At 69.3% G+C, this 17997-nt stretch carries 16 protein-coding genes and 2 pseudogenes; 13 read left to right on the top strand and 5 right to left on the bottom strand.

Annotated features, from left to right (window positions below):
* Nucleotides 1-96: 96 nt before the first annotated feature.
* Together ABZ845_RS16350 and ABZ845_RS16345 are read right to left on the bottom strand one after the other, a co-directional pair.
* Complete coding sequence (locus ABZ845_RS16350) at nucleotides 97-1437, bottom strand: methyltransferase domain-containing protein (RefSeq protein ID WP_360979250.1); 1341 nt, start codon at nucleotides 1435-1437, stop codon at nucleotides 97-99.
* Nucleotides 1438-1458: 21 nt separating this feature from the next.
* Complete coding sequence (locus ABZ845_RS16345) at nucleotides 1459-2529, bottom strand: LysR family transcriptional regulator (protein ID WP_360979247.1); 1071 nt, start codon at nucleotides 2527-2529, stop codon at nucleotides 1459-1461.
* 207 nt (nucleotides 2530-2736) lie between these two features.
* Between ABZ845_RS16345 and ABZ845_RS16340 the strand changes: the two genes are divergently transcribed.
* From ABZ845_RS16340 to ABZ845_RS16320, 5 genes are all read left to right on the top strand, one after another.
* Nucleotides 2737-3294: a hypothetical protein gene (locus tag ABZ845_RS16340; protein ID WP_360979244.1), complete on the top strand. Its 558-nt coding sequence runs from the start codon at nucleotides 2737-2739 to the stop codon at nucleotides 3292-3294.
* A 5-nt stretch (nucleotides 3295-3299) separates the two neighbouring features.
* Nucleotides 3300-3920 carry an HIT domain-containing protein gene (locus ABZ845_RS16335; RefSeq protein ID WP_360979241.1) on the top strand — a complete coding sequence of 207 codons (621 nt, stop codon included), beginning with the start codon at nucleotides 3300-3302 and terminating at the stop codon, nucleotides 3918-3920.
* A gap of 25 nt (nucleotides 3921-3945) precedes the next feature.
* Complete coding sequence (locus tag ABZ845_RS16330; RefSeq protein ID WP_360979237.1) at nucleotides 3946-4890, top strand: hypothetical protein; 945 nt, start codon at nucleotides 3946-3948, stop codon at nucleotides 4888-4890.
* Entirely contained in the window at nucleotides 4887-6050 is a 1164-nt protein-coding gene (locus ABZ845_RS16325; protein ID WP_360979234.1) for a cysteine desulfurase family protein, read from the top strand. The genes ABZ845_RS16330 and ABZ845_RS16325 overlap by 4 nt, the downstream gene beginning before the upstream one ends.
* 146 nt (nucleotides 6051-6196) lie before the next feature.
* Nucleotides 6197-7651 (top strand): hypothetical protein, encoded by a 1455-nt coding sequence (locus ABZ845_RS16320; protein ID WP_360979231.1) that lies wholly within the window; start codon nucleotides 6197-6199, stop codon nucleotides 7649-7651.
* 126 nt (nucleotides 7652-7777) lie between these two features.
* Here ABZ845_RS16320 and ABZ845_RS16315 read toward each other — a convergent pair whose 3' ends face one another.
* Entirely contained in the window at nucleotides 7778-8557 is a 780-nt protein-coding gene (locus tag ABZ845_RS16315; protein ID WP_360979228.1) for a hypothetical protein, read from the bottom strand.
* A 159-nt stretch (nucleotides 8558-8716) separates the two neighbouring features.
* Here ABZ845_RS16315 and ABZ845_RS16310 point away from each other — a divergent pair.
* The 3 genes and pseudogenes from ABZ845_RS16310 to ABZ845_RS16300 form a co-directional block, all read left to right on the top strand.
* Nucleotides 8717-9400 (top strand): annotated as a pseudogene (locus ABZ845_RS16310) (DNA-processing protein DprA); the annotation flags it as partial.
* A gap of 271 nt (nucleotides 9401-9671) precedes the next feature.
* Entirely contained in the window at nucleotides 9672-10514 is an 843-nt protein-coding gene (gene whiG, locus ABZ845_RS16305; protein ID WP_360979225.1) for an RNA polymerase sigma factor WhiG, read from the top strand.
* A 108-nt stretch (nucleotides 10515-10622) separates the two neighbouring features.
* On the top strand, nucleotides 10623-11180 hold the full coding sequence (locus ABZ845_RS16300) for a helix-turn-helix domain-containing protein (protein ID WP_360979475.1): 558 nt from the start codon (nucleotides 10623-10625) through the stop codon (nucleotides 11178-11180).
* Between the two features lie 160 nt (nucleotides 11181-11340).
* On the opposite strand, the pseudogene ABZ845_RS16295 reads toward ABZ845_RS16300, so the two are convergent.
* Nucleotides 11341-11934, bottom strand: a pseudogene (locus tag ABZ845_RS16295) (M23 family metallopeptidase); the annotation flags it as partial.
* A 272-nt stretch (nucleotides 11935-12206) separates the two neighbouring features.
* Between ABZ845_RS16295 and rpsB the strand changes: the two are divergent.
* The 5 genes from rpsB to ABZ845_RS16270 all read left to right on the top strand — a co-directional run bounded on the left by rpsB (nucleotide 12207) and on the right by ABZ845_RS16270 (nucleotide 16975).
* Nucleotides 12207-13142, top strand: a complete 936-nt coding sequence (rpsB, locus tag ABZ845_RS16290; RefSeq protein ID WP_360979222.1) for a 30S ribosomal protein S2 — start codon at nucleotides 12207-12209, stop codon at nucleotides 13140-13142.
* 202 nt (nucleotides 13143-13344) lie between these two features.
* Complete coding sequence (tsf, locus tag ABZ845_RS16285) at nucleotides 13345-14181, top strand: translation elongation factor Ts (RefSeq protein ID WP_360979219.1); 837 nt, start codon at nucleotides 13345-13347, stop codon at nucleotides 14179-14181.
* Between the two features lie 189 nt (nucleotides 14182-14370).
* A complete protein-coding gene (gene pyrH / locus ABZ845_RS16280; protein ID WP_360979216.1) occupies nucleotides 14371-15129 on the top strand; it encodes a UMP kinase in 759 nt (252 codons plus the stop codon).
* 161 nt (nucleotides 15130-15290) lie between these two features.
* The gene (gene frr, locus ABZ845_RS16275; protein WP_130444716.1) at nucleotides 15291-15848 is read left to right on the top strand and encodes a ribosome recycling factor; all 558 of its coding nucleotides are present in this window, start codon (nucleotides 15291-15293) and stop codon (nucleotides 15846-15848) included.
* Nucleotides 15848-16975: a phosphatidate cytidylyltransferase gene (locus ABZ845_RS16270; protein WP_360979213.1), complete on the top strand. Its 1128-nt coding sequence runs from the start codon at nucleotides 15848-15850 to the stop codon at nucleotides 16973-16975. The genes frr and ABZ845_RS16270 overlap by 1 nt, the downstream gene beginning before the upstream one ends.
* Before the next feature lie 165 nt (nucleotides 16976-17140).
* Here ABZ845_RS16270 and ABZ845_RS16265 read toward each other — a convergent pair whose 3' ends face one another.
* On the bottom strand, nucleotides 17141-17767 hold the full coding sequence (locus tag ABZ845_RS16265) for a hypothetical protein (RefSeq protein WP_360979210.1): 627 nt from the start codon (nucleotides 17765-17767) through the stop codon (nucleotides 17141-17143).
* Nucleotides 17768-17997: the final 230 nt, after the last annotated feature.

The raw sequence follows: 17997 nt of genomic DNA, 5'->3' as shown, positions 1-17997 counted from the left end.
ACTTCGTGCACAACGTCGTACCCGGCTGAGTACGTTCGTTGGTACACGGTTTCGTGCACCAGGCCGCAGGCGGCTGGGGACGTTCGCCGGTACGTCTTACGCCGTCGGCTTGGTCAGGACGGCATGGCAGACCCCGGGCAGCGGCAGCACCGGGGCGCCCTCGGCGGGCTGGAGCCCTGCCTGGCGGGCGAGGGCGGTGATCTCGCCCGGGGTGATGCCGCGCTGGAAGGTCCCCTTGGCATGGCTGGACCAGAACCCGTCGTGATGGACGCTCCAGCCGCCGTCCGCGGCGGCCTTGGTGATCTCCTCCGGTGAGCGGGTGACCACCACGACATGCCCGCCGGGGCGGGCGAAGGACGCCGCGTCCTTGAGGGCCTGGATCCGCTGCCAGGGGTCGGGCAGCACGTTGAGGACGAACATCGAGGTGACCAGGTCGAACCCCATGCGCTCGGGGCGGGGCCAGCCGAAGTCGTCGTGCGGGTCGAAGCCCTCGGCGTCCAGGCCCGCCGAGCGGTAGTGGGCTACGTCGGCGCCGCGGCCGCAGCCGTGGTCCAGGACGCTTCGGACGCTGAGCGGACCGGTCAGGTGCTCGGTCACGGCCCGGGAGGCCGGGGAGGGCGCCTGGCGGCTCATCGCGGTCTTATGGGGCTGATACTCCCGCCTGGCCGGGGCGGCAGCGGGGCCGTCGCCGGTCAGCTCGCTCAGCGCGAAGAGGACGTCGTCCGGCTCGGCCGCCTGCAGGGTCAGGGGAAGGTCGATCAGCAGCGCGGAGTGGTCGGTGAAAGCCGCCGGACCGCTTCGCACCGAGGCATCCACGGTGACGGTGGTCGTCGCCGTCAGATGGTCGCTGAGCAGGGCGAGATCGCAGCGGAAGCGGCTGGGCTTGCCGTTGAAGACCCGCTCGAAGGTGAAGACGGGCGCCTCGTCGGCGGTGGTGTCGACCAGGCCCGCGACCCGCGTCAGCTGCTGCAGAACCTGCCGTTCGGCCTCGGTGGTGAACGTGCTCGTCTCCTCGCCGAACAGGCCGTCCGCAGGCCGGGGGGCGAGGTTGAAATCCCCGCAGACCAGCAGCGGGCGCCCTTTCTCGGCGGTCGCCATCGTGGCGAGCTCGGCTAGCTGGGCGGCCCGGGAGGCACCGGCATAGGCGTCGAGATGCACCTGGAGGACGACAAGCCACTCCAGCTCGACCCGCTGAACCCACGGGGCCGGCGAGGACACGGCCGGCGGGGCTAGGTCCTCGCTGACCCAGGCGGCAAGATGCCCGCCCCCACCCGCGCAGGCGAAGCCTCCCAGAGTCGGCGGCGTCCGGTCGGCGGGCTTGAACGGCTCCTGCGCGAGCACGATCTTCACGCCGTGCTCGCGGAGCCAGGTGGCGAGGTTCGCGCGGGCGCCGGAGGCACCGAGACGCTTGTTGAGGTTGACCGAGGCCAGCAGCACGAGGGTCCTCCAGAGCGGGAATTACAGGGGCAGGGGCCTGCCGGAGGCGGCCTCGTCACGGAAGGCGTCCCACAGGATGTTCAGCGGGTGAGAGGCGCCATACGTCTCGCGTTCCCCCTTGCGGGCGAATACGCCGGAGACCAACTGGAGCATGGGGTCGAAGTCGTCGGCGAAGTCGATGAGCCGGAAGTCCTCACCAGTGGGCAGGCGGCCGTCGACGGCGGCCTGGCCTATGGAGCGGGCACACAGCATGCACCCATAGGTCATGCGGGACCGCAGCAGGGCGAGTCCGTAATAGATGTCGTCGATCTCGGCGACGATCTGCAGCTGCGAGCGGAAGTCGGGCCCATACCAGCGCTCGACGAAGTCGGTGATCACCCCGCGCGAGGGGATCACCAGCGGCAGACTCCGCAGCCGGTCGACACCGACGGTCCTGGCGGCGAGCTCGCGCACCGGCAGGTTCGTCAGCAGGGCCAGGCCCTCGCGATGCCACTCAAGGAAGTCGTACTCAGGGGCGACCCGCTCGGCGGCGGCGTCGGCCGCGAGCCCGCCGCACAGCAGGTCGACCTGGTTGGAGTCCAGGTGCTTCCAGAAGTCGCGGGTCCGCACATGCACGACCTTCAGCTCGACCTCCCGCTCCAGCAGCTGCGGGGCAACCCGCTCCCACACCCGGCCCAGGAAGCCGAGGGTGAACTCCGTCGTCCCCACCGTCAGTGTCGAGCCGAGCCGGCGGCGGGAGTCGGCTATGCCCTGCAGCCAGTCGGCGAAGGTCGCCCGGGCCCGCTCGACGACCTCCAGCCCGGTCGGGGTGAACAGGAAGTCCCGGCCCCGGCCCTGCTTGACCACCAGCAACTCGCCGGTCAGGGCCTGGAAGTTGCGGTTGAGGATGTCGAGCTGCTTCTGCACGCTGGACTGCTCGCGCCCCAGCACCTTCGCCGCGGCGAGCGCGGTCCCCGCCTCTCTCACCACGATCAGCGTCCGCAACTGGTCCCAGGTCAGGTCCAGAAGATCCGGGGAACATGAGATCAGATCGGCGCGGAACCCCTCCGGGCCCGGCACCTTCAACGGTCCGGACGGCAAGGACGGCCCCATGACGCCCCCTCCCTGATGCGGTCTCACCCAGCTTGCACTGTCCGCACGGCCAGTGGAACTGAACTTCTCCGCATTTCATCCCGAGAAAACCTTTAAATGTCCAACCGGACATATGGATATCGCGGACTATCCCGGGGAACATTTCAGCAGCCGCCTTCGATCCGAAAGGCGATGACCGCAGCGCTGCCTGAATCCCGGGGGTGAGCCATGCTCTCAGCCGAGTCGATCACCTGGCTGATCAAACAGGACGCTCTTCAGTGGCTCGGCCAACTCCGCGGCGACGGACTGCTGTTGACGCTCGGCTCGCCGCTGCAGCCGCTGACCGCGCCGAGCACGCAGGTGATCGACCTGGCCGACCAGGCGAGCATCGACGACCTCTACGGCGAGCCTGTCACCGACTGGACGAACTACGAGATGATGCCCGGCGAGATGCTGCTGGGCGCGGTCGAAGAGCCGCTGCGGCTCGGCGCCGGAGTGATGGGCATGATCGGCGGGCTGAGCCACCTGGCCCGCGTCGGCCTGGCCGTCCACGTCACCAGCCCGTTCGTGCTGCCCGGCTGGAACGGGCACCTGACGCTGGAGCTGGTCAACACCGGCCCCGCCGTCCTGCGTCTGCACCACGGAATGCCGCTGGGGCGCCTGCTCGTCTTCGCCCTGGACGGCCCCCACTCCGACGACGTCGCATCCCACCCCTTCTACGGCCGCGAGGCCGACCTGAAGAGCCGATACGCCGACGAGTTCCCCATCAACCCGAGTCAGAGGTGATCGTGATGGACTGCCAGTTCTGCACCGAGTTCACCGCACGCGAGAGCACGACCCGGATCATCACCGAGACCGCCGGCGGCTGGGTGCTGCTGCCGACCATCGGCTCGCTCACCCCGGGCTACTGCCTGTTCATGCCCCGTGAGCACCTGGACGCCGCCGCCGACGTCACCCCCGCCGCCCTCACCCGGGTCGCCGCGGAGACCGAACAGATGCGCACACTAATCCAGGCCCGCTACGGGCCGGTGATCCTGGCCGAACACGGCCCGCGCGACTGCGAGCTGGGCGCCTCCTGCTGCAGCCACTGCCACCTGCACCTGATCCCCGTCCTCGACCCGGACCAGGTCACCGCCGCCTACGAGAAGACTGGCGGGCCGGGCCTGCGGCTCATCTCCATGGCGGACCTCCCGGAGGCCGCGGACGGCTCCTACCTCTACCTCTCCCCGCGGCCCGGAGAGCACTACTACTGGCCCTCGGCCGGCTTCGCCCGGCAGTTCGTACGCCGCGTCTGCGCGGACCAGCGCGGCATCGGCGACTTCTACGACTGGCGCGACCACCCCTTCACCGAGAACCGCGACCGCACCTTCGCCGAGCTGACCGCCGACCTGCACCTCGCGGACGCCGCCTGAAGAGAGAAGAAGGGGGGACGGCGCGATGGCGATATCCCTGCCCCGCCCGTTACACGCACTCACCGCCGCCGAGCTGGAAGCGGCGGCCAAGGACCGGCGCTGGCCGAAGTGGCAGACCATGGCCCTGCTGCACTCGCTGAAACTGCCCGTGCTCAACGCCTGCCTCATCCAGCCCGGCGACAGCGCGGCCACCCTCCGCACCGCCGCCCACGCTCTGGCCGCTGCCACCGGCACCGAGACACTGATGATCCGCTCGGACGGCGGAGTGGAGAAGAAGCAGTACTACCGCGGCGGCAACACCTTCCCCATCGAGGAGATCGGGCCCCGGGCCGCCGGGCTGCTGGCCGACGGGCGGGCGGTGATCCTCGCGGAGCCCACCAACCGCTTCACCAACCGCCTCACCGTTCTGGTCCGCATGGACCGGCCCGGTCCCGGCCGCCCCGGTTCGCTGACCCTGGAGGCCCTCGGGCCCGGCTACGACGTCGCGGACCTGACCCGCGGGCAGATCCCGCCGCAGGTCACCGCCCAACTCGACGACGTCGACTTCGGCCGCTACCGGCCGCCTCGCTGGCACGAGTGGAAGATCACCGGGGACCAGTGCCCCGGCGGCGAGGACGCCCGCCGCACCCGCCGCCTTGAGCGGCTCGCCTCCCAGACCCTCACCGACGGCGGCCACCTCGACGGCGCGGCTGGCGCCGAGCACGCCGAGACCTGGCTGCGGCAGCGCGGCTACCTGCACCTGTTCGGACCGCAGCCGACCCGCGAGGCCCTGGCCAGACGCGCCCGACGGCTGTTCGAGGACGCCTTCTTCCTCGCCCGGTCGCAGCCGAACCGGAACTGGCACTGCCTGGCCACCGCGTTCTCCGTCTTCGAGGAGCCCCGCACCATCTACTGGGACCTGGTCGACGGCGAACGCAAGTACGCCGCGACGGCACCGGCCGCCGCCCGACACGAGGAGCGGGCCGCATGAACAACCCACCGATTTACCTCGATCACCAGGCCACCACCCCTCTCGACGAACGCGCTCTGGAGGCGATGCTGCCGTTCTTCACCAGTGAGTACGGCAACCCCTCCAGCCCGCACGCCTGCGGACGCACCGCCGCGCGGGCGATCCGCACCGCCCGCCGTCAGGTCACCGACCTGGTCGGCGCCAAGAGCGAGCTGGAGATCGTCTTCACCTCCGGCGCCACCGAGGCCAACCACCTCGCGATCCTCGGCGCGGCCCTCGCCGCCCGCCCTACGGGCGGGCACATCGTCACCACCGCGATCGAACACAAGGCCGTCCTCGCCGCCTGCCAGCGGCTCGTCGAGCACCACGGCTACACCCTCACCCGCGTCGGCGTCGACGGGCGCGGCCGGGTCCATCCCGCCGATATCGCCGCCGTCCTCACCCCGAACACCGTGCTCGTCTCGGTGATGCACGCCAACAACGAGATCGGCACCCTGCAGCGGCTCGCGGCCATCGCCGAGATCACCAGCCCGCGCGGCATCGTCCTGCACACCGACGCCGCCCAGAGCGCCAGCTGCGGACTCCTCGACGTCGCCGAACTCGGCGTCGACCTGGCCTCTCTGTCCGCCCACAAACTCCACGGCCCCAAGGGCATCGGCGCCCTCTACATCCGCGGCGGCACCCGCATCACCGCACAGCAGACCGGCGGCGGACAAGAACGCGGGCTGAGGGCCGGCACCCCCAACGTCCCCGCCATCGTCGGCTTCGGCGCCGCCGCCCACCTCATCACCACCGACGCAGTCCCGTCCCCGACCCGCATCCGGGCCCTGCGCGACCGGCTCCAGGACCGCCTCCTGGCCGCGATCCCCGGCGCCATTGTCAACGGTCACCCGCACCGGCGACTGCCCGGGAACCTCAGCCTCACTCTCTCCGGCATCGAGGCCACCGACCTCCTCGACCGCATCCCTGGCATCGCCGCCTCCACCGGCTCGGCCTGCAACACGGGAAGCGGCGAACCCTCCCACGTCCTCATCGCGATCGGCCTCACCCGCGACCAGGCCCGCGCGACCCTCCGGCTCAGCATCGGCCGCACCACCACCGACACGGACATCGACCAGGCCGCCGACCTCATCACCCGCGCCGCACACACCCTGACGCCGACGCCCGCCAACGCGGCCTGACCCGCCACCCGAACCGGGCCGCCCCCGCGGAAGGATCCCCCGAGGCCCGCCGGGGCGGCCTTAAGAAGAGGGGCGGAGTGGTGATCTCAGGCTGGTCGCGCGAAATCGTACTTTCCTGCCGATGCGGGTGGCTTACGCTCGCGGGCATGAGCATGAGCAGCGGCCACCTGGAGCCCCGGCCGACCGGTGGCGAGGTCACCCCTGGCCAGCACGAGACGGCCCTGCAGGGGCTGAGGTCCTTCGAAGCCTTGATCCTGGACATCCTTGCGAATTCCGGACTGCCGACGGACGGCATCCTCGTCGGTGTCGAAGAGCGACACGCCCTGATGGAAAGCACGGGCTTCGCCCTCCAGCGTCTGCCCGTCGAACAGCGAGGCCAGGCCAACTACATCTCGAAGATGATCATCGCCGGATCTGTCGGCCTCTTCGATGCGGCTTTGAACTACCTCTGGGACGAGACCGTCCTTGAGCTCCGCAAGCGCGTCGTGAACTTCGACCTGCAGTACTTCTACGAGGTCGCGGAGAAGAACGACAACAAGCGCAAGGACCTCAAGGACGAGGACGACCTCCCCAAGCTCGACGATCAGAAGCTCCTCGGCGGGTGCCGCGAGATCGGTCTCATCAGCGACATCGGCTACCAGGAGCTCGACCTCATCCGCTACATGCGTAACTGGGCGAGTGCCGCCCATCCCAACCAGGCCCAGCTGGATGGGCTCCAGCTGGCCAACTGGCTCGGGACCTGCATCAAGCACGTCATCACGCTGCCCTACGACCACATCACCGCTCAGGTCAAAAAGCTCCTGGTGAAGGTCAAGGAGAAGCGCCTGGACGACGGGGCCATCAAGGAGATCACCACCTTCTTCGTCAACCTGCCGCCTGTCCAGGCCGACCCTCTCGCCTCAGGGCTCTTCGGCCGATACACCGACTTGACGACTGGGCCGGAGACCCTGGACAACATCCGGCGACTCTGGCCGGAGCTCTGGCCGAAGATCTCCGACGAGACGCGCTACAACTTCGGGTTCCGACTCGGGCGCTTCCGAGCCAATGGCGACCAGTCCCAGGCTGTCCTCGCTCGTCAGCTCATCGACCTCGTCGCGGGCGCGACCTACCTGCCGTCTGAGGAGCGGGCATGGGAGCTCGACGGAGCCCTGGATGAGCTGATCGACGCGCACAATGGGTGGAGCAACTTCTACACCGAGCCGCCGATCGCACGTCGGCTGCAGGAACTCGTGGGCCAGCATGGGGACGTCCCCGAGGGACTTAGTCGAAAGTATGTTCTTGGAATCGTCGAGGTGTTCCTCACGAACGGCAACGGCATCGCCATCAACGCCGACCCGATCTACCGGGACCTGATCGCCCGCTTCAACCCCCAGCAGGCGTCACTCGCGCTGCGGTCGTTCACAGACAACGTGATCGTCAGCAAGCTGCAGCAGACGCTTCCCCAGTCGCACTGGAACGAGCTCCTTGGATTGATCGAGAACAAGCTGACCGGCCGCGACGACCGGGAGCTTTTCGACGCCATCCGAGTCTTTCCCGCGAAGCCCAACCTGCTGACCAAGGATCCTGAGATCAAGACTCGGCTGAAGCGCTTCGGGGCCTGATTGATCGCCCCGAGATCGCAAGGCGCCAGCCCAAGACGCGGAGGCCAAGGGGTGATCACGGGGGCCCATCAGGGACAGAAGGGACACATTCTCGGAGAATGAGGCAGTGAGTGACTCCGGGGTCGGCTAATGCGTCCGCAGCCGCTTGAGGAAGGTCCTGACCAGGGCGTCCAGCTCCGAGTCCTTGGCGGTCTCCTCCACCAGGATTCGCTCGATGTGAACGAACCCGCTGTTCCGCCAATGCCGATCCCGAGTCCCGTCAGCTGCCAGTCGGCCGCGGTGATGCGGCCCGTCCACCTCGATCAGGCCCGCCCTGCCCTCACGAACGACGAGGAAGTCTGGCGTCCACGTGTTGCCGACACCCACACGGCCCAGGGGCAGGGGAAAGATCGAGATGGTGGCGTCAGTGGGGAGGGCGGCCTGAGCTCGCTTGAGCGCTTCATAGACCCGTAGTTCTTCGCGGGAATCAAAGACGAATCCGTCGCGTCGCAGATCGGGCTTCGGGTCGCTGACCCGCGCGGCGTGGTTCGTTGCGGTGTCGGAAGTCATCCGGCCCTCAAGAGCTGACCTCCAGTCCGCACCCAGCTCTGGAAGCGCCGGCCCGACATAGACAGAGCGTGCTTCCACTCCGTTCCGCTCGGCAATCGGCAGGAGGGCGTCCCGGATCCGCGCAAGAAGGTCTTCGGTGAATCGATCCATCAGCCAGCCTGGGACGAGGAGGCGGGCATCCATCCAGTCGCCGAACCTGTTGCCGGGAGACCACTCGATCCCCTCCACATCCAGGAGGAGGGCCGCTGCCTGAACGTCTCCTTGATCATGAAGAAACCAGGCTGTTTGACCGAGGACGGTCTCTTCGACGGAGAGCGCCGCCTCGGCGTTCGGAATCTTGCCGACTTCTGAAGTCACCCCCCAACACTAGAGCTGCGGTCTGACAATCGAACCCAGTTGGTCAGGACCGACCTCGGGCTGAATGTCTCGCACCTCAAGGATTGAGTCAGCGCCCCAGGGCGATACCAATCGGCGTCAGCCACACTTCGACAACACGCTCAGACCGGCTAGAGAACCTACGGCGTCGACGGGGCCGCCCACCGGGGAGCGCTGGGCGCGGGCGGTGCGACGGTCGCCGTGCTCGCCTGCGGCGTCGACCGGCCGTATCCGCGCGGTCACGCCGGCCTGATCACAAGGATCGCGGAACAGGGACTGGTGATCGGGGAGCTGCCGCCCGGCGATCACCCGACACCCAGCAGGTTCATCGTCCGCAACAGGATCATCGCCGCGCTCACGCGCGGGACGGTGATCGTCGAGGCCGCCCACCGCAGTGGCTCCCTGGTCACCGCGCGCGCCGCACAGCGGCTGGGCCGCTTCACGATGGGAGTACCGGGGCCGGTCACGAGCGCGCTGTCCGCCGGGGTCCATGAGCTTCTGCGAGGGGAAGCGGTGCTCGTCGGCGATGCCGAGGAGATCATCGAACTGGTGGGCGAGATAGGGGAACTGGCGCCGGACCGGCGCGGCCCCGTGGTGCCCCGCGACCTGCTGGAACCGTCCGCCCGACGGGTTCTCGCCGCCTTGCCCGCACAGGGCGCGGCGCCCGCGAGGGACATCGCGTGCGAGGCGCGGACGACCGAGGACGACGCCATCGCCAGACTGTACGAACTCCGATCACTTGGCTTTGTCGAACGACACGGCGATGGCTGGAAGTTGACACGCCAGGCCGTGATGGCCGCCCGACAAGATCACCGCACATGTTGACCGAGCGTGTTCGGCCGTCCGGGCGAACCCCGACAGCCTTGGCAAATCCCGCAGTTGACCCTTTCCGGCGAATACGCACGGCGACGGCCGGGGTCCGGGCATGGGCCCCTTCGTGCCCGTTCGCGCACGGGTGATCCCTCGTCCTTCGCACACTGCGACACCGCAGTCACGCTACGCTCACGAGGATCCCGACTCAGGCGGGCATCCCCACACCAGACCGACACCTCATCCGGACATTCCCAGTTCACGGCAGAACGGCACAAGGCAACGAATGCCCCAGCACACCTCCGGGTCCGACCGGGCGGCGGTTCCCCCAGCCGCTCGTGACGGCGGCAGCGTGCGCCCGCCCGCTCCCTCGACGCTCGACGAGTTGTGGCGCTCGTACAAGGAGACGGGTGACGAGCGGCTCCGGGAGCAGCTGATCCTGCACTACTCGCCGCTGGTCAAATACGTGGCGGGGCGGGTGAGCGTGGGGCTGCCGGCCAATGTGGAACAGGCCGACTTCGTGTCGTCGGGCGTGTTCGGGCTGATCGACGCGATCGAGAAGTTCGACATCGACCGGGAGATCAAGTTCGAGACGTACGCGATCACGCGGATCCGCGGCGCGATGATCGACGAGCTCAGAGCCCTGGACTGGATCCCGCGGTCGGTGCGCCAGAAGGCCCGCAGCGTGGAGCGGGCCTACGCGACCCTCGAGGCGCGGCTGCGGCGGACCCCCTCCGAGGGGGAGGTGGCCGAGGAGATGGGCATCGGTGTGGAGGACCTCCACGCCGTCTTCAGCCAGCTCTCCCTGGCGAACGTGGTGGCGCTGGAGGAGCTGCTGCACGTGGGGGGTGAGGGGGGCGAGCGGCTCAGCCTGATGGACACCCTCGAGGACACCGCCGCCGACAACCCGGTCGAGGTCGCCGAGGACCGCGAGCTGCGCCGGTTCCTGGCACGGGCGATCAACACGCTGCCCGACCGGGAGAAGACCGTGGTCACGCTGTACTACTACGAGGGGCTCACGCTCGCCGAGATCGGCAATGTGCTGGGGGTGACCGAGAGCCGGGTCAGCCAGATCCACACCAAGTCGGTGCTCCAGCTGCGCGCGAAGCTGGCCGGCTTCGGACGCTGAGGCTGCGCGGGCGGAGCGCCGTGCGCACCGGCGCGTCGTCGATGCGGCTGCCGTCCGCGGCGGTCGCTCCGTACAGTGGTCGACGTGCCAAGGATTCGAGCGGCCTCCGTGGCCGAGCACCGGTCGATGCAGCGAGCCGCCCTGCTGGACGCCGCACGGTCCCTTCTGTCCGAGGGCGGTACGGAGGCGCTGACCTTCCCGGCCCTCGCCGAGCGGACAGGTCTCGCGCGGTCGTCCGTGTACGAGTACTTCCGCTCCCGCGCGGCCGTGGTCGAAGAGCTTTGCGCGGTCGACTTCCCGGTGTGGGCGGCCGAGGTCGAGGCGGCGATGGCCGCCGCGGAGGCTCCCGAGGCGAAGGTCGAGGCGTATGTGCGCCGGCAACTGGCGCTCGTCGGGGACTGCCGGCATCGCGCCGTGGTGGCCATCTCCGCGAGCGAACTCGACGCCGGGGCGCGGGAGAAGATCCGGGCCGCGCACGGTGGGCTCGTCGCGATGATCGTCGAGGCGCTCGGCGCGATGGGGCACCGCGAGCCGCGCCTGGCGGCGATGCTGCTCCAGGGCGTGGTCGACGCGGCGGTGCGGCGCATCGAGCTCGGCGCCGCGGAGACCCCGGATGCCATTACGGAGGCGGCGGTCACGATGGCCCTGCGGGGTGTAAGGGGCTGAGTCTGCGCGTCGCCAGGGGCAGCCGTGGCCCCTGGGTGCGTCTGGGGGCTTGCGCGGTTCGCCGCGCCCCTGCCGGATCCGCCTCCGGCGGGTGGTGATCCGAGGGTTCGTCGTGGTTTTCGCGCGGTTCCCCGCGACCCTGTCCAGGTCGGTCCGCCGGCCCGTTCAGCGGTAGCAGGCGGGACGGGCCCCTGTGCAGGAGCCATGGAGGCAGCAGGGACAGCGGGTCCAGGTATGCGTCTCCTCTGCGCAGCCCCCAGTGCAGGCACGCCCCGGCGCAGTGGCCCGTCGGAGCTTCCAGCACGCCCAGTGCGTCGCCCGCGTCCACCGCGTCGCCCTCGCGCACCGAGGCGTGTACCGGTTCGTATGTCGTCCGCAGCGGCGGGTCGCCCGTTCCCGTCAGGTCGACGGAGACCACGCCGCGTCCTGCCACCCGCCCCGCGAAGGCCACCCGGCCGCCCGCCACCGCCCGTACCGGATCCCCCTCGGCCGCGGCCAGATCCACTCCACGGTGACCGGGACCGTACGGAGTCGCCGGGGGCTCCCAGCCCCGTACGACCACGGGGCGGACACCCACCGGCCAGACCCGGGCGACGGCCGGGACCGCGACGGCCGTGACCGCGACGGCAGGGCTCGCGGTGGACGGCCCCTGCCGCGCGGGCGCCCCCGCCCCTGCCCACGCCACCGTGGTCAGGCCGGCGGCCGGCACCAGCAGCAGCGCGGACCAGATCCGCGCACATCGTTTCGTTCGCATGCGAGAACCGTCCCGCACCTCGGGCGATCATGGCCGGATCTGTGGACAACCGCCCGGTTGTGGGTAGCGGCGTCACCTGCCACTCCGCCGGTCCCGTACACTTCTTGTGGCGATCCGGGTCACCGGGTCGACTTCGCACGCCCCGACACCAGGCCATCACCGGGCCGGTGTCAGCGCTCCTCGGTCCTTTGCGGCACGGCGCATCGCGGGCGTCAGGCGCGAGTGCCATCCGGCACGCGCGGCACAACCGAGAAAACTCAAGGAGAACGGCCATGGCCGTCGTCACGATGCGGGAGCTGCTGGAGAGCGGCGTCCACTTCGGTCACCAGACCCGTCGCTGGAACCCGAAGATGAAGCGCTTCATCTTCACCGAGCGCAACGGCATCTACATCATCGACCTGCTCCAGTCGCTGTCGTACATCGACCGCGCCTACGAGTTCGTCAAGGAGACCGTGGCCCACGGCGGCACGGTCATGTTCGTCGGCACGAAGAAGCAGGCGCAGGAGGCCATCGCCGAGCAGGCGACCCGCGTCGGCATGCCCTACGTCAACCAGCGCTGGCTGGGCGGCATGCTCACCAACTTCTCGACCGTCTACAAGCGTCTGCAGCGCCTCAAGGAGCTTGAGCAGATCGACTTCGAGGACGTCGCGTCCTCCGGTCTGACCAAGAAGGAGCTCCTGGTCCTCTCCCGCGAGAAGGCCAAGCTGGAGAAGACCCTCGGTGGTATCCGCGAGATGCAGAAGGTGCCGAGCGCCGTCTGGATCGTGGACACCAAGAAGGAGCACATCGCGGTCGGCGAGGCCCGCAAGCTCAACATCCCGGTCGTCGCCATCCTCGACACCAACTGTGACCCCGACGAGGTCGACTACAAGATCCCGGGCAACGACGACGCGATCCGCTCCGTCACCCTGCTCACCCGTGTGATCGCCGACGCCGTCGCGGAGGGCCTCATCGCCCGCTCGGGCGTTGCCACCGAGGGCAAGGGCGAGAAGGCCGCGGGCGAGCCGCTGGCCGAGTGGGAGCGCGACCTGCTCGAGGGCGAGAAGAAGGCCGACGAGGCCCCCGCCGCCGAAGCTGAGGCCCCCGCTGAGGCCCCCGCCGCCGAGGCTGAGGCCCCCGCTGAGGCCCCCGCCGCCGAGGCTGAGGCCCCCGCTGAGGCCCCCGCCGCCGAGGCTGAGGCCCCCGCCGCCGAGGGCGAGCAGGCCTGATCTCAGGGCCGTTCGGCTGAAGTGAGGGCGGGTGGCGCCGATCGCGCCACCCGCCGTTCACCCGCAGCCCATAGATCTTCGTATGTCGTAGATCTTCGAGCCCGTAGATCTTCGAGCCCGTAGATCTTTGGCGGCGGCCCGGTGAGACCCAAGGCCGCCGCCGACTTCGAGACTTCGAACTCCGAGAAGAGATTCACAGATCATGGCGAACTACACCGCCGCCGACGTCAAGAAGCTCCGTGAGCTCACCGGCGCCGGCATGATGGACTGCAAGAAGGCGCTGGACGAGGCCGAGGGCAGCGTCGAGAAGGCCGTCGAGGCGCTGCGCATCAAGGGCCAGAAGGGCGTCGCCAAGCGTGAGGGCCGCTCCGCCGAGAACGGCGCCGTGGTCTCCATCATCGCCGACGACAACTCCGCCGGTGTCCTCGTCGAGCTGAAGTGCGAGACGGACTTCGTCGCCAAGGGTGACAAGTTCCAGGCCGTGGCCACCACCATCGCCGAGCATGTCGCCAAGACCTCCCCGGCCGACCTCGAGGCCCTGCTCGCCTCCGAGATCGAGCCCGGCAAGACCGTCCAGGCGTTCGTGGACGAGGCCAACGCCAACCTCGGCGAGAAGATCGTCCTGGACCGCTTCGCGCAGTTCGCCGACGGCTTCGTGCTGGCGTACATGCACCGCACCATGCCCGACCTGCCCCCGCAGATCGGTGTCCTCGTCGAGCTCGACAAGCCGAACGCCGAGGTCGCCAAGGGCATCGCCCAGCACATCGCCGCCTTCGCGCCGAAGTACCTCGCCAAGGAGGAGGTCCCGGCCGACGTCGTCGAGTCCGAGCGCCGCATCGCCGAGGAGACCACGCGCGCCGAAGGCAAGCCCGAGGCCGCGATCGCCAAGATCGTCGAGGGTCGTCTGAACGGCTTCTTCAAGGACGCCACGCTGCTCGGTCAGCCGTACGCGCTCGACAACAAGAAGTCCGTCCAGAAGGTTCTGGAAGAGGCGGGTGTCACCCTGAAGCGCTTCACGCGCATCAAGGTCGGCATCTGAGTCCGTACCGCGATCGACGGACGACCCCTATAAGGTCGACAGCGGTCGTCCGTTCTGTTCGCGTATGCCGTCGCGCACACGCGTGACGGACGACAGCAGATCTGACGAGGAGGCCATTGCCGCGCATGGGATGCGAACCACCCCCACCGGCAATGGCCTTCTTCGTATGCGCACCACGAGGAGATCTCCATGACCACCAAGGCCGAGAAGCGTGACGACGGGAAAGTACGCGGCCGGTTTCTGCTGAAGCTGTCCGGAGAGGCGTTCTCCGGTGGCACCGGGCTCGGTGTCGATCCGGACGTGGTGCACGCCATCGCGCGTGAGATCGCGGCGGTGGTGCGCGACGGCTCCGAAATCGCCGTCGTCATCGGCGGCGGCAACTTCTTCCGCGGTGCCGAGCTTCAGCAGCGCGGTATGGACCGGGCGCGCTCCGACTACATGGGCATGCTCGGCACGGTCATGAACTGCCTCGCCCTCCAGGACTTCCTGGAGAAGGAGGGCATCGACTCGCGCGTGCAGACGGCCATCACCATGGGCCAGGTCGCCGAGCCGTACATCCCGCTGCGCGCCGTGCGCCACCTGGAGAAGGGCCGCGTGGTCATCTTCGGCGCCGGTATGGGCATGCCGTACTTCTCCACCGACACGACCGCCGCCCAGCGTGCCCTGGAGATCGACGCCGAGGCGCTCCTCATGGGCAAGAACGGCGTGGACGGGGTCTACGACTCCGACCCGAAGACCAACCCCGAGGCCGTCAAGTTCGACTCGCTCAGCTACGGCGAGGTCATCACCCGCGACCTCAAGGTCGCCGACATGACCGCGATCACGCTGTGCCGGGACAACAAGCTGCCCATCCTGGTCTTCGAGCTCCTGGCGGAGGGCAATATCGCGCGGGCCGTCAAGGGTGAGAAGATCGGCACACTCGTGGGCGACCAAGGCAGCCGGGACTGACCGGAGGCAGACCCGTCCGGGGTGGAACCCGTCCGGGCGACGGAGCCTGACCGGGGGATGGACAATGTCCTGCCGGTCCGGAACCGTGCAGGAAGAAGACGCGACGCAGCCGGCGGCCGCCCACGGATGCCGGGCCTACTCAAGACACGCAGGAGCAAGTGGTGATCGAAGAGACCCTCCTCGAGGCCGAGGAGAAGATGGAGAAGGCCGTCGTGGTCGCCAAGGAGGACTTCGCCGCGATCCGCACCGGTCGTGCGCACCCGGCGATGTTCAACAAGATCGTGGCCGACTACTACGGCGCGCCGACGCCGATCAACCAGCTGGCCTCGTTCTCGGTGCCGGAGCCGCGCATGGCCGTGGTGACGCCGTTCGACAAGAGCGCGCTGCGCAACATCGAGCAGGCGATCCGCGACTCCGACCTGGGCGTCAACCCGAGCAACGACGGCAACATCATCCGTGTGGTGTTCCCGGAGCTCACCGAGGAGCGCCGCCGCGACTACATCAAGGTCGCCAAGGGCAAGGGCGAGGACGCCAAGGTCTCCATCCGCTCCGTGCGCCGCAAGGCCAAGGACGCCATCGACAAGCTCGTCAAGGACGGCGAGGTCGGCGAGGACGAGGGCCGCCGTGCGGAGAAGGAGCTCGACGACACCACCGCGAAGTACGTCGCTCAGGTGGACGAGCTGCTCAAGCACAAGGAAGCGGAGCTGCTCGAGGTCTGATGAACGACTCTTCCTGGGGAGCGCCGCCACAGACCGGCTACTGGGGGCCCACCGACCGGTGGCCGGTCCAGGGGGACGGCCGGGCGGGTCCCGCGTACGATGCGCATGACGCCCAGCAGACTCGCCCCATGCCCATCGTGCCCGACGTGCCCGCACAGGGCGGAGACCAGGATGACGACCCGGGGGCCGCTCACGTGAGCGGCCCCTTGTTCCGCGACGACACGCCGCAGGCGCCTTCCTACTGGGCGGCGCAGCAGAATCCGGAGTCCATGCCCGACGCCCCGCAGTCGGCGCCCGCCGCGCCGCAGAAGAAGAGCGCGGGCCGCGACCTGGGTGCCGCCATAGGCGTCGGCGTCGGTCTCGGCGTCGTGATCGTTGCGTCGTTGTTCATCGTCAAGGCCGTGTTCGTCGGCGTGGTGGCCGTCGCCGTGGTCGTCGGACTGTGGGAACTGACGAAGCGGCTGGAGGAGCGCAAGGGCATCAAGGCGCCCCTCGTACCTCTGGCGGTCGGCGGCGCGGCGATGGTCGTCGCCGGCTATGTGAGGGGCCCCGAGGGCGCCTGGGTGGCGATGGCGCTCACGGCCCTCGCCGTCCTGGTCTGGCGTATGACGGAGCCTCCGGACGGCTATCTCAGGGACGTCACGGCGGGTGTCTTCGCGGCCTTCTACGTCCCGTTCCTGGCCTCGTTCGTCTCCCTGATGCTGACGGCCGGGGACGGCGCGCAGCGCGTTCTGACGTTCCTGCTGCTGACGGTCGTCAGTGACACGGGCGCCTACGCGGTCGGCTGGCGCTTCGGCAAGCACAAGCTCGCGCCGCGCATCAGCCCCGGCAAGACGCGTGAGGGTCTCATCGGGGCGGTCAGCTTCGCGATGGCGGCGGGCGCGCTGTGCATGCAGTACCTGATCGACGGCGGCTCCTGGTGGCAGGGTCTGCTGCTGGGCCTCGCGGTCGCTGCCAGCGCCACGCTCGGCGACCTCGGCGAGTCCATGATCAAGCGAGACCTCGGCATCAAGGACATGGGCACGCTGCTGCCGGGCCACGGCGGCATCATGGACCGCCTGGACTCGCTGCTGCCCACGGCGCCGGTGGTATGGCTGCTGCTGGTGATCTTCGTGGGCGCGGGCTGACGGACCGGTACGCCTGCGCCCACCCAAGGGACCCGCCGTTCTCTCGACGACGGGTCCCTTCGCTTCGTGGAACGTACGGACGCGCCCTGTGAGACGTCCGGACCCGCTCCCTCCATGGAACGTACGGAACGTACGCAACGCGCGATGGGAGACCGACCGCGCGGATCACACGTGCGTCTGTTCGTCGGCGGCCGAGCGGCGGCCCCCGTACGAGGCGACCAGGGCGTCGGCGACGGCCGCGGCGTCCGCCTCGGCCACGTCCGCCGGGTACTCCGGCAGCAGGTCGTCCCAGACGGGCATCCACGACCCGTACAGCTGGGCCTGCCCCTCGGGCCGGGCGAAGAACCAGATGTGCAGGTGTGCTGCTCCGTCGCCGATCCGGTAGACGTGGGCTCGGGAGACGTACGGCAGTGCCTGCACATGCCGGACGATGTGCGTGGTGAGCACGCCCAGTTCGGAGGCCAGTTCGTCGGGCAGATCCGCCATGTCGTAGTGATCGCGTGGGTACAGCATCAGCACCAGCGGCACGCCGACGCCCGGGATCCGGGCCAGCCTCCAGCGGTCGTCGAACCAGACGCCTTCGTCCCGGGCGCGGCACACGTCGCAGTCCGCCGGGTCCTCGCCGTGCCGCTCCGACTCGGGCAGAACAGGCGGGCGCAGCGGCGCGACGCGCAGTCCGTCCGGGTCGAAGGGGCTGATGTCCCAGCCGGTCATCCGCGCCAGCGGGAGCCGAAGCTCACCATCCGCGGCCGCACGTGCGTGGTCGTAGAACTCATCGGGTCGCAAAGCCATGATCGGAAGACTAACGTCGCTCATCGGTGCCGCGGCGGCCGATGAACACTGGGCTGATCGGGTGGTGGCGGAGAGCACGGGCGTAGTTCCCGCACGCGCATGACCACCAGGTCAGGGTTCGGTAACCACGAGGTCAGGGTCCGGCTCGACGGGTGGCGGGCAGCTGACGAGTGATCGTCGCCGGGCCGTCTCCGGGCCGTCCGGCGCCCTCAGCAACGACCGGTGACACC

Source organism: Streptomyces sp. NPDC047022 (assembly GCF_040644155.1).
In the GTDB taxonomy this organism is placed as follows: Bacteria; Actinomycetota; Actinomycetes; order Streptomycetales; family Streptomycetaceae; genus Streptomyces.
This window is presented reverse-complemented; position numbering and strand designations above follow the sequence as displayed.

What these genes read in the sequence shown, in the direction of transcription:
- ABZ845_RS16345 (WP_360979247.1), bottom strand. Translation starts at nt 2,529, where the DNA reads ATGGGGCCGTCCTTGCCGTCCGGACCGTTGAAGGTGCCGGGCCCGGAG.
- ABZ845_RS16340 (WP_360979244.1), top strand. Translation starts at nt 2,737, where the DNA reads ATGCTCTCAGCCGAGTCGATCACCTGGCTGATCAAACAGGACGCTCTT.
- ABZ845_RS16335 (WP_360979241.1), top strand. Translation starts at nt 3,300, where the DNA reads ATGGACTGCCAGTTCTGCACCGAGTTCACCGCACGCGAGAGCACGACC.
- ABZ845_RS16330 (WP_360979237.1), top strand. Translation starts at nt 3,946, where the DNA reads ATGGCGATATCCCTGCCCCGCCCGTTACACGCACTCACCGCCGCCGAG.
- ABZ845_RS16325 (WP_360979234.1), top strand. Translation starts at nt 4,887, where the DNA reads ATGAACAACCCACCGATTTACCTCGATCACCAGGCCACCACCCCTCTC.
- ABZ845_RS16320 (WP_360979231.1), top strand. Translation starts at nt 6,197, where the DNA reads ATGAGCATGAGCAGCGGCCACCTGGAGCCCCGGCCGACCGGTGGCGAG.
- whiG (WP_360979225.1), top strand. Translation starts at nt 9,672, where the DNA reads ATGCCCCAGCACACCTCCGGGTCCGACCGGGCGGCGGTTCCCCCAGCC.
- rpsB (WP_360979222.1), top strand. Translation starts at nt 12,207, where the DNA reads ATGGCCGTCGTCACGATGCGGGAGCTGCTGGAGAGCGGCGTCCACTTC.
- tsf (WP_360979219.1), top strand. Translation starts at nt 13,345, where the DNA reads ATGGCGAACTACACCGCCGCCGACGTCAAGAAGCTCCGTGAGCTCACC.
- pyrH (WP_360979216.1), top strand. Translation starts at nt 14,371, where the DNA reads ATGACCACCAAGGCCGAGAAGCGTGACGACGGGAAAGTACGCGGCCGG.
- ABZ845_RS16270 (WP_360979213.1), top strand. Translation starts at nt 15,848, where the DNA reads ATGAACGACTCTTCCTGGGGAGCGCCGCCACAGACCGGCTACTGGGGG.
- ABZ845_RS16265 (WP_360979210.1), bottom strand. Translation starts at nt 17,767, where the DNA reads ATGGCTTTGCGACCCGATGAGTTCTACGACCACGCACGTGCGGCCGCG.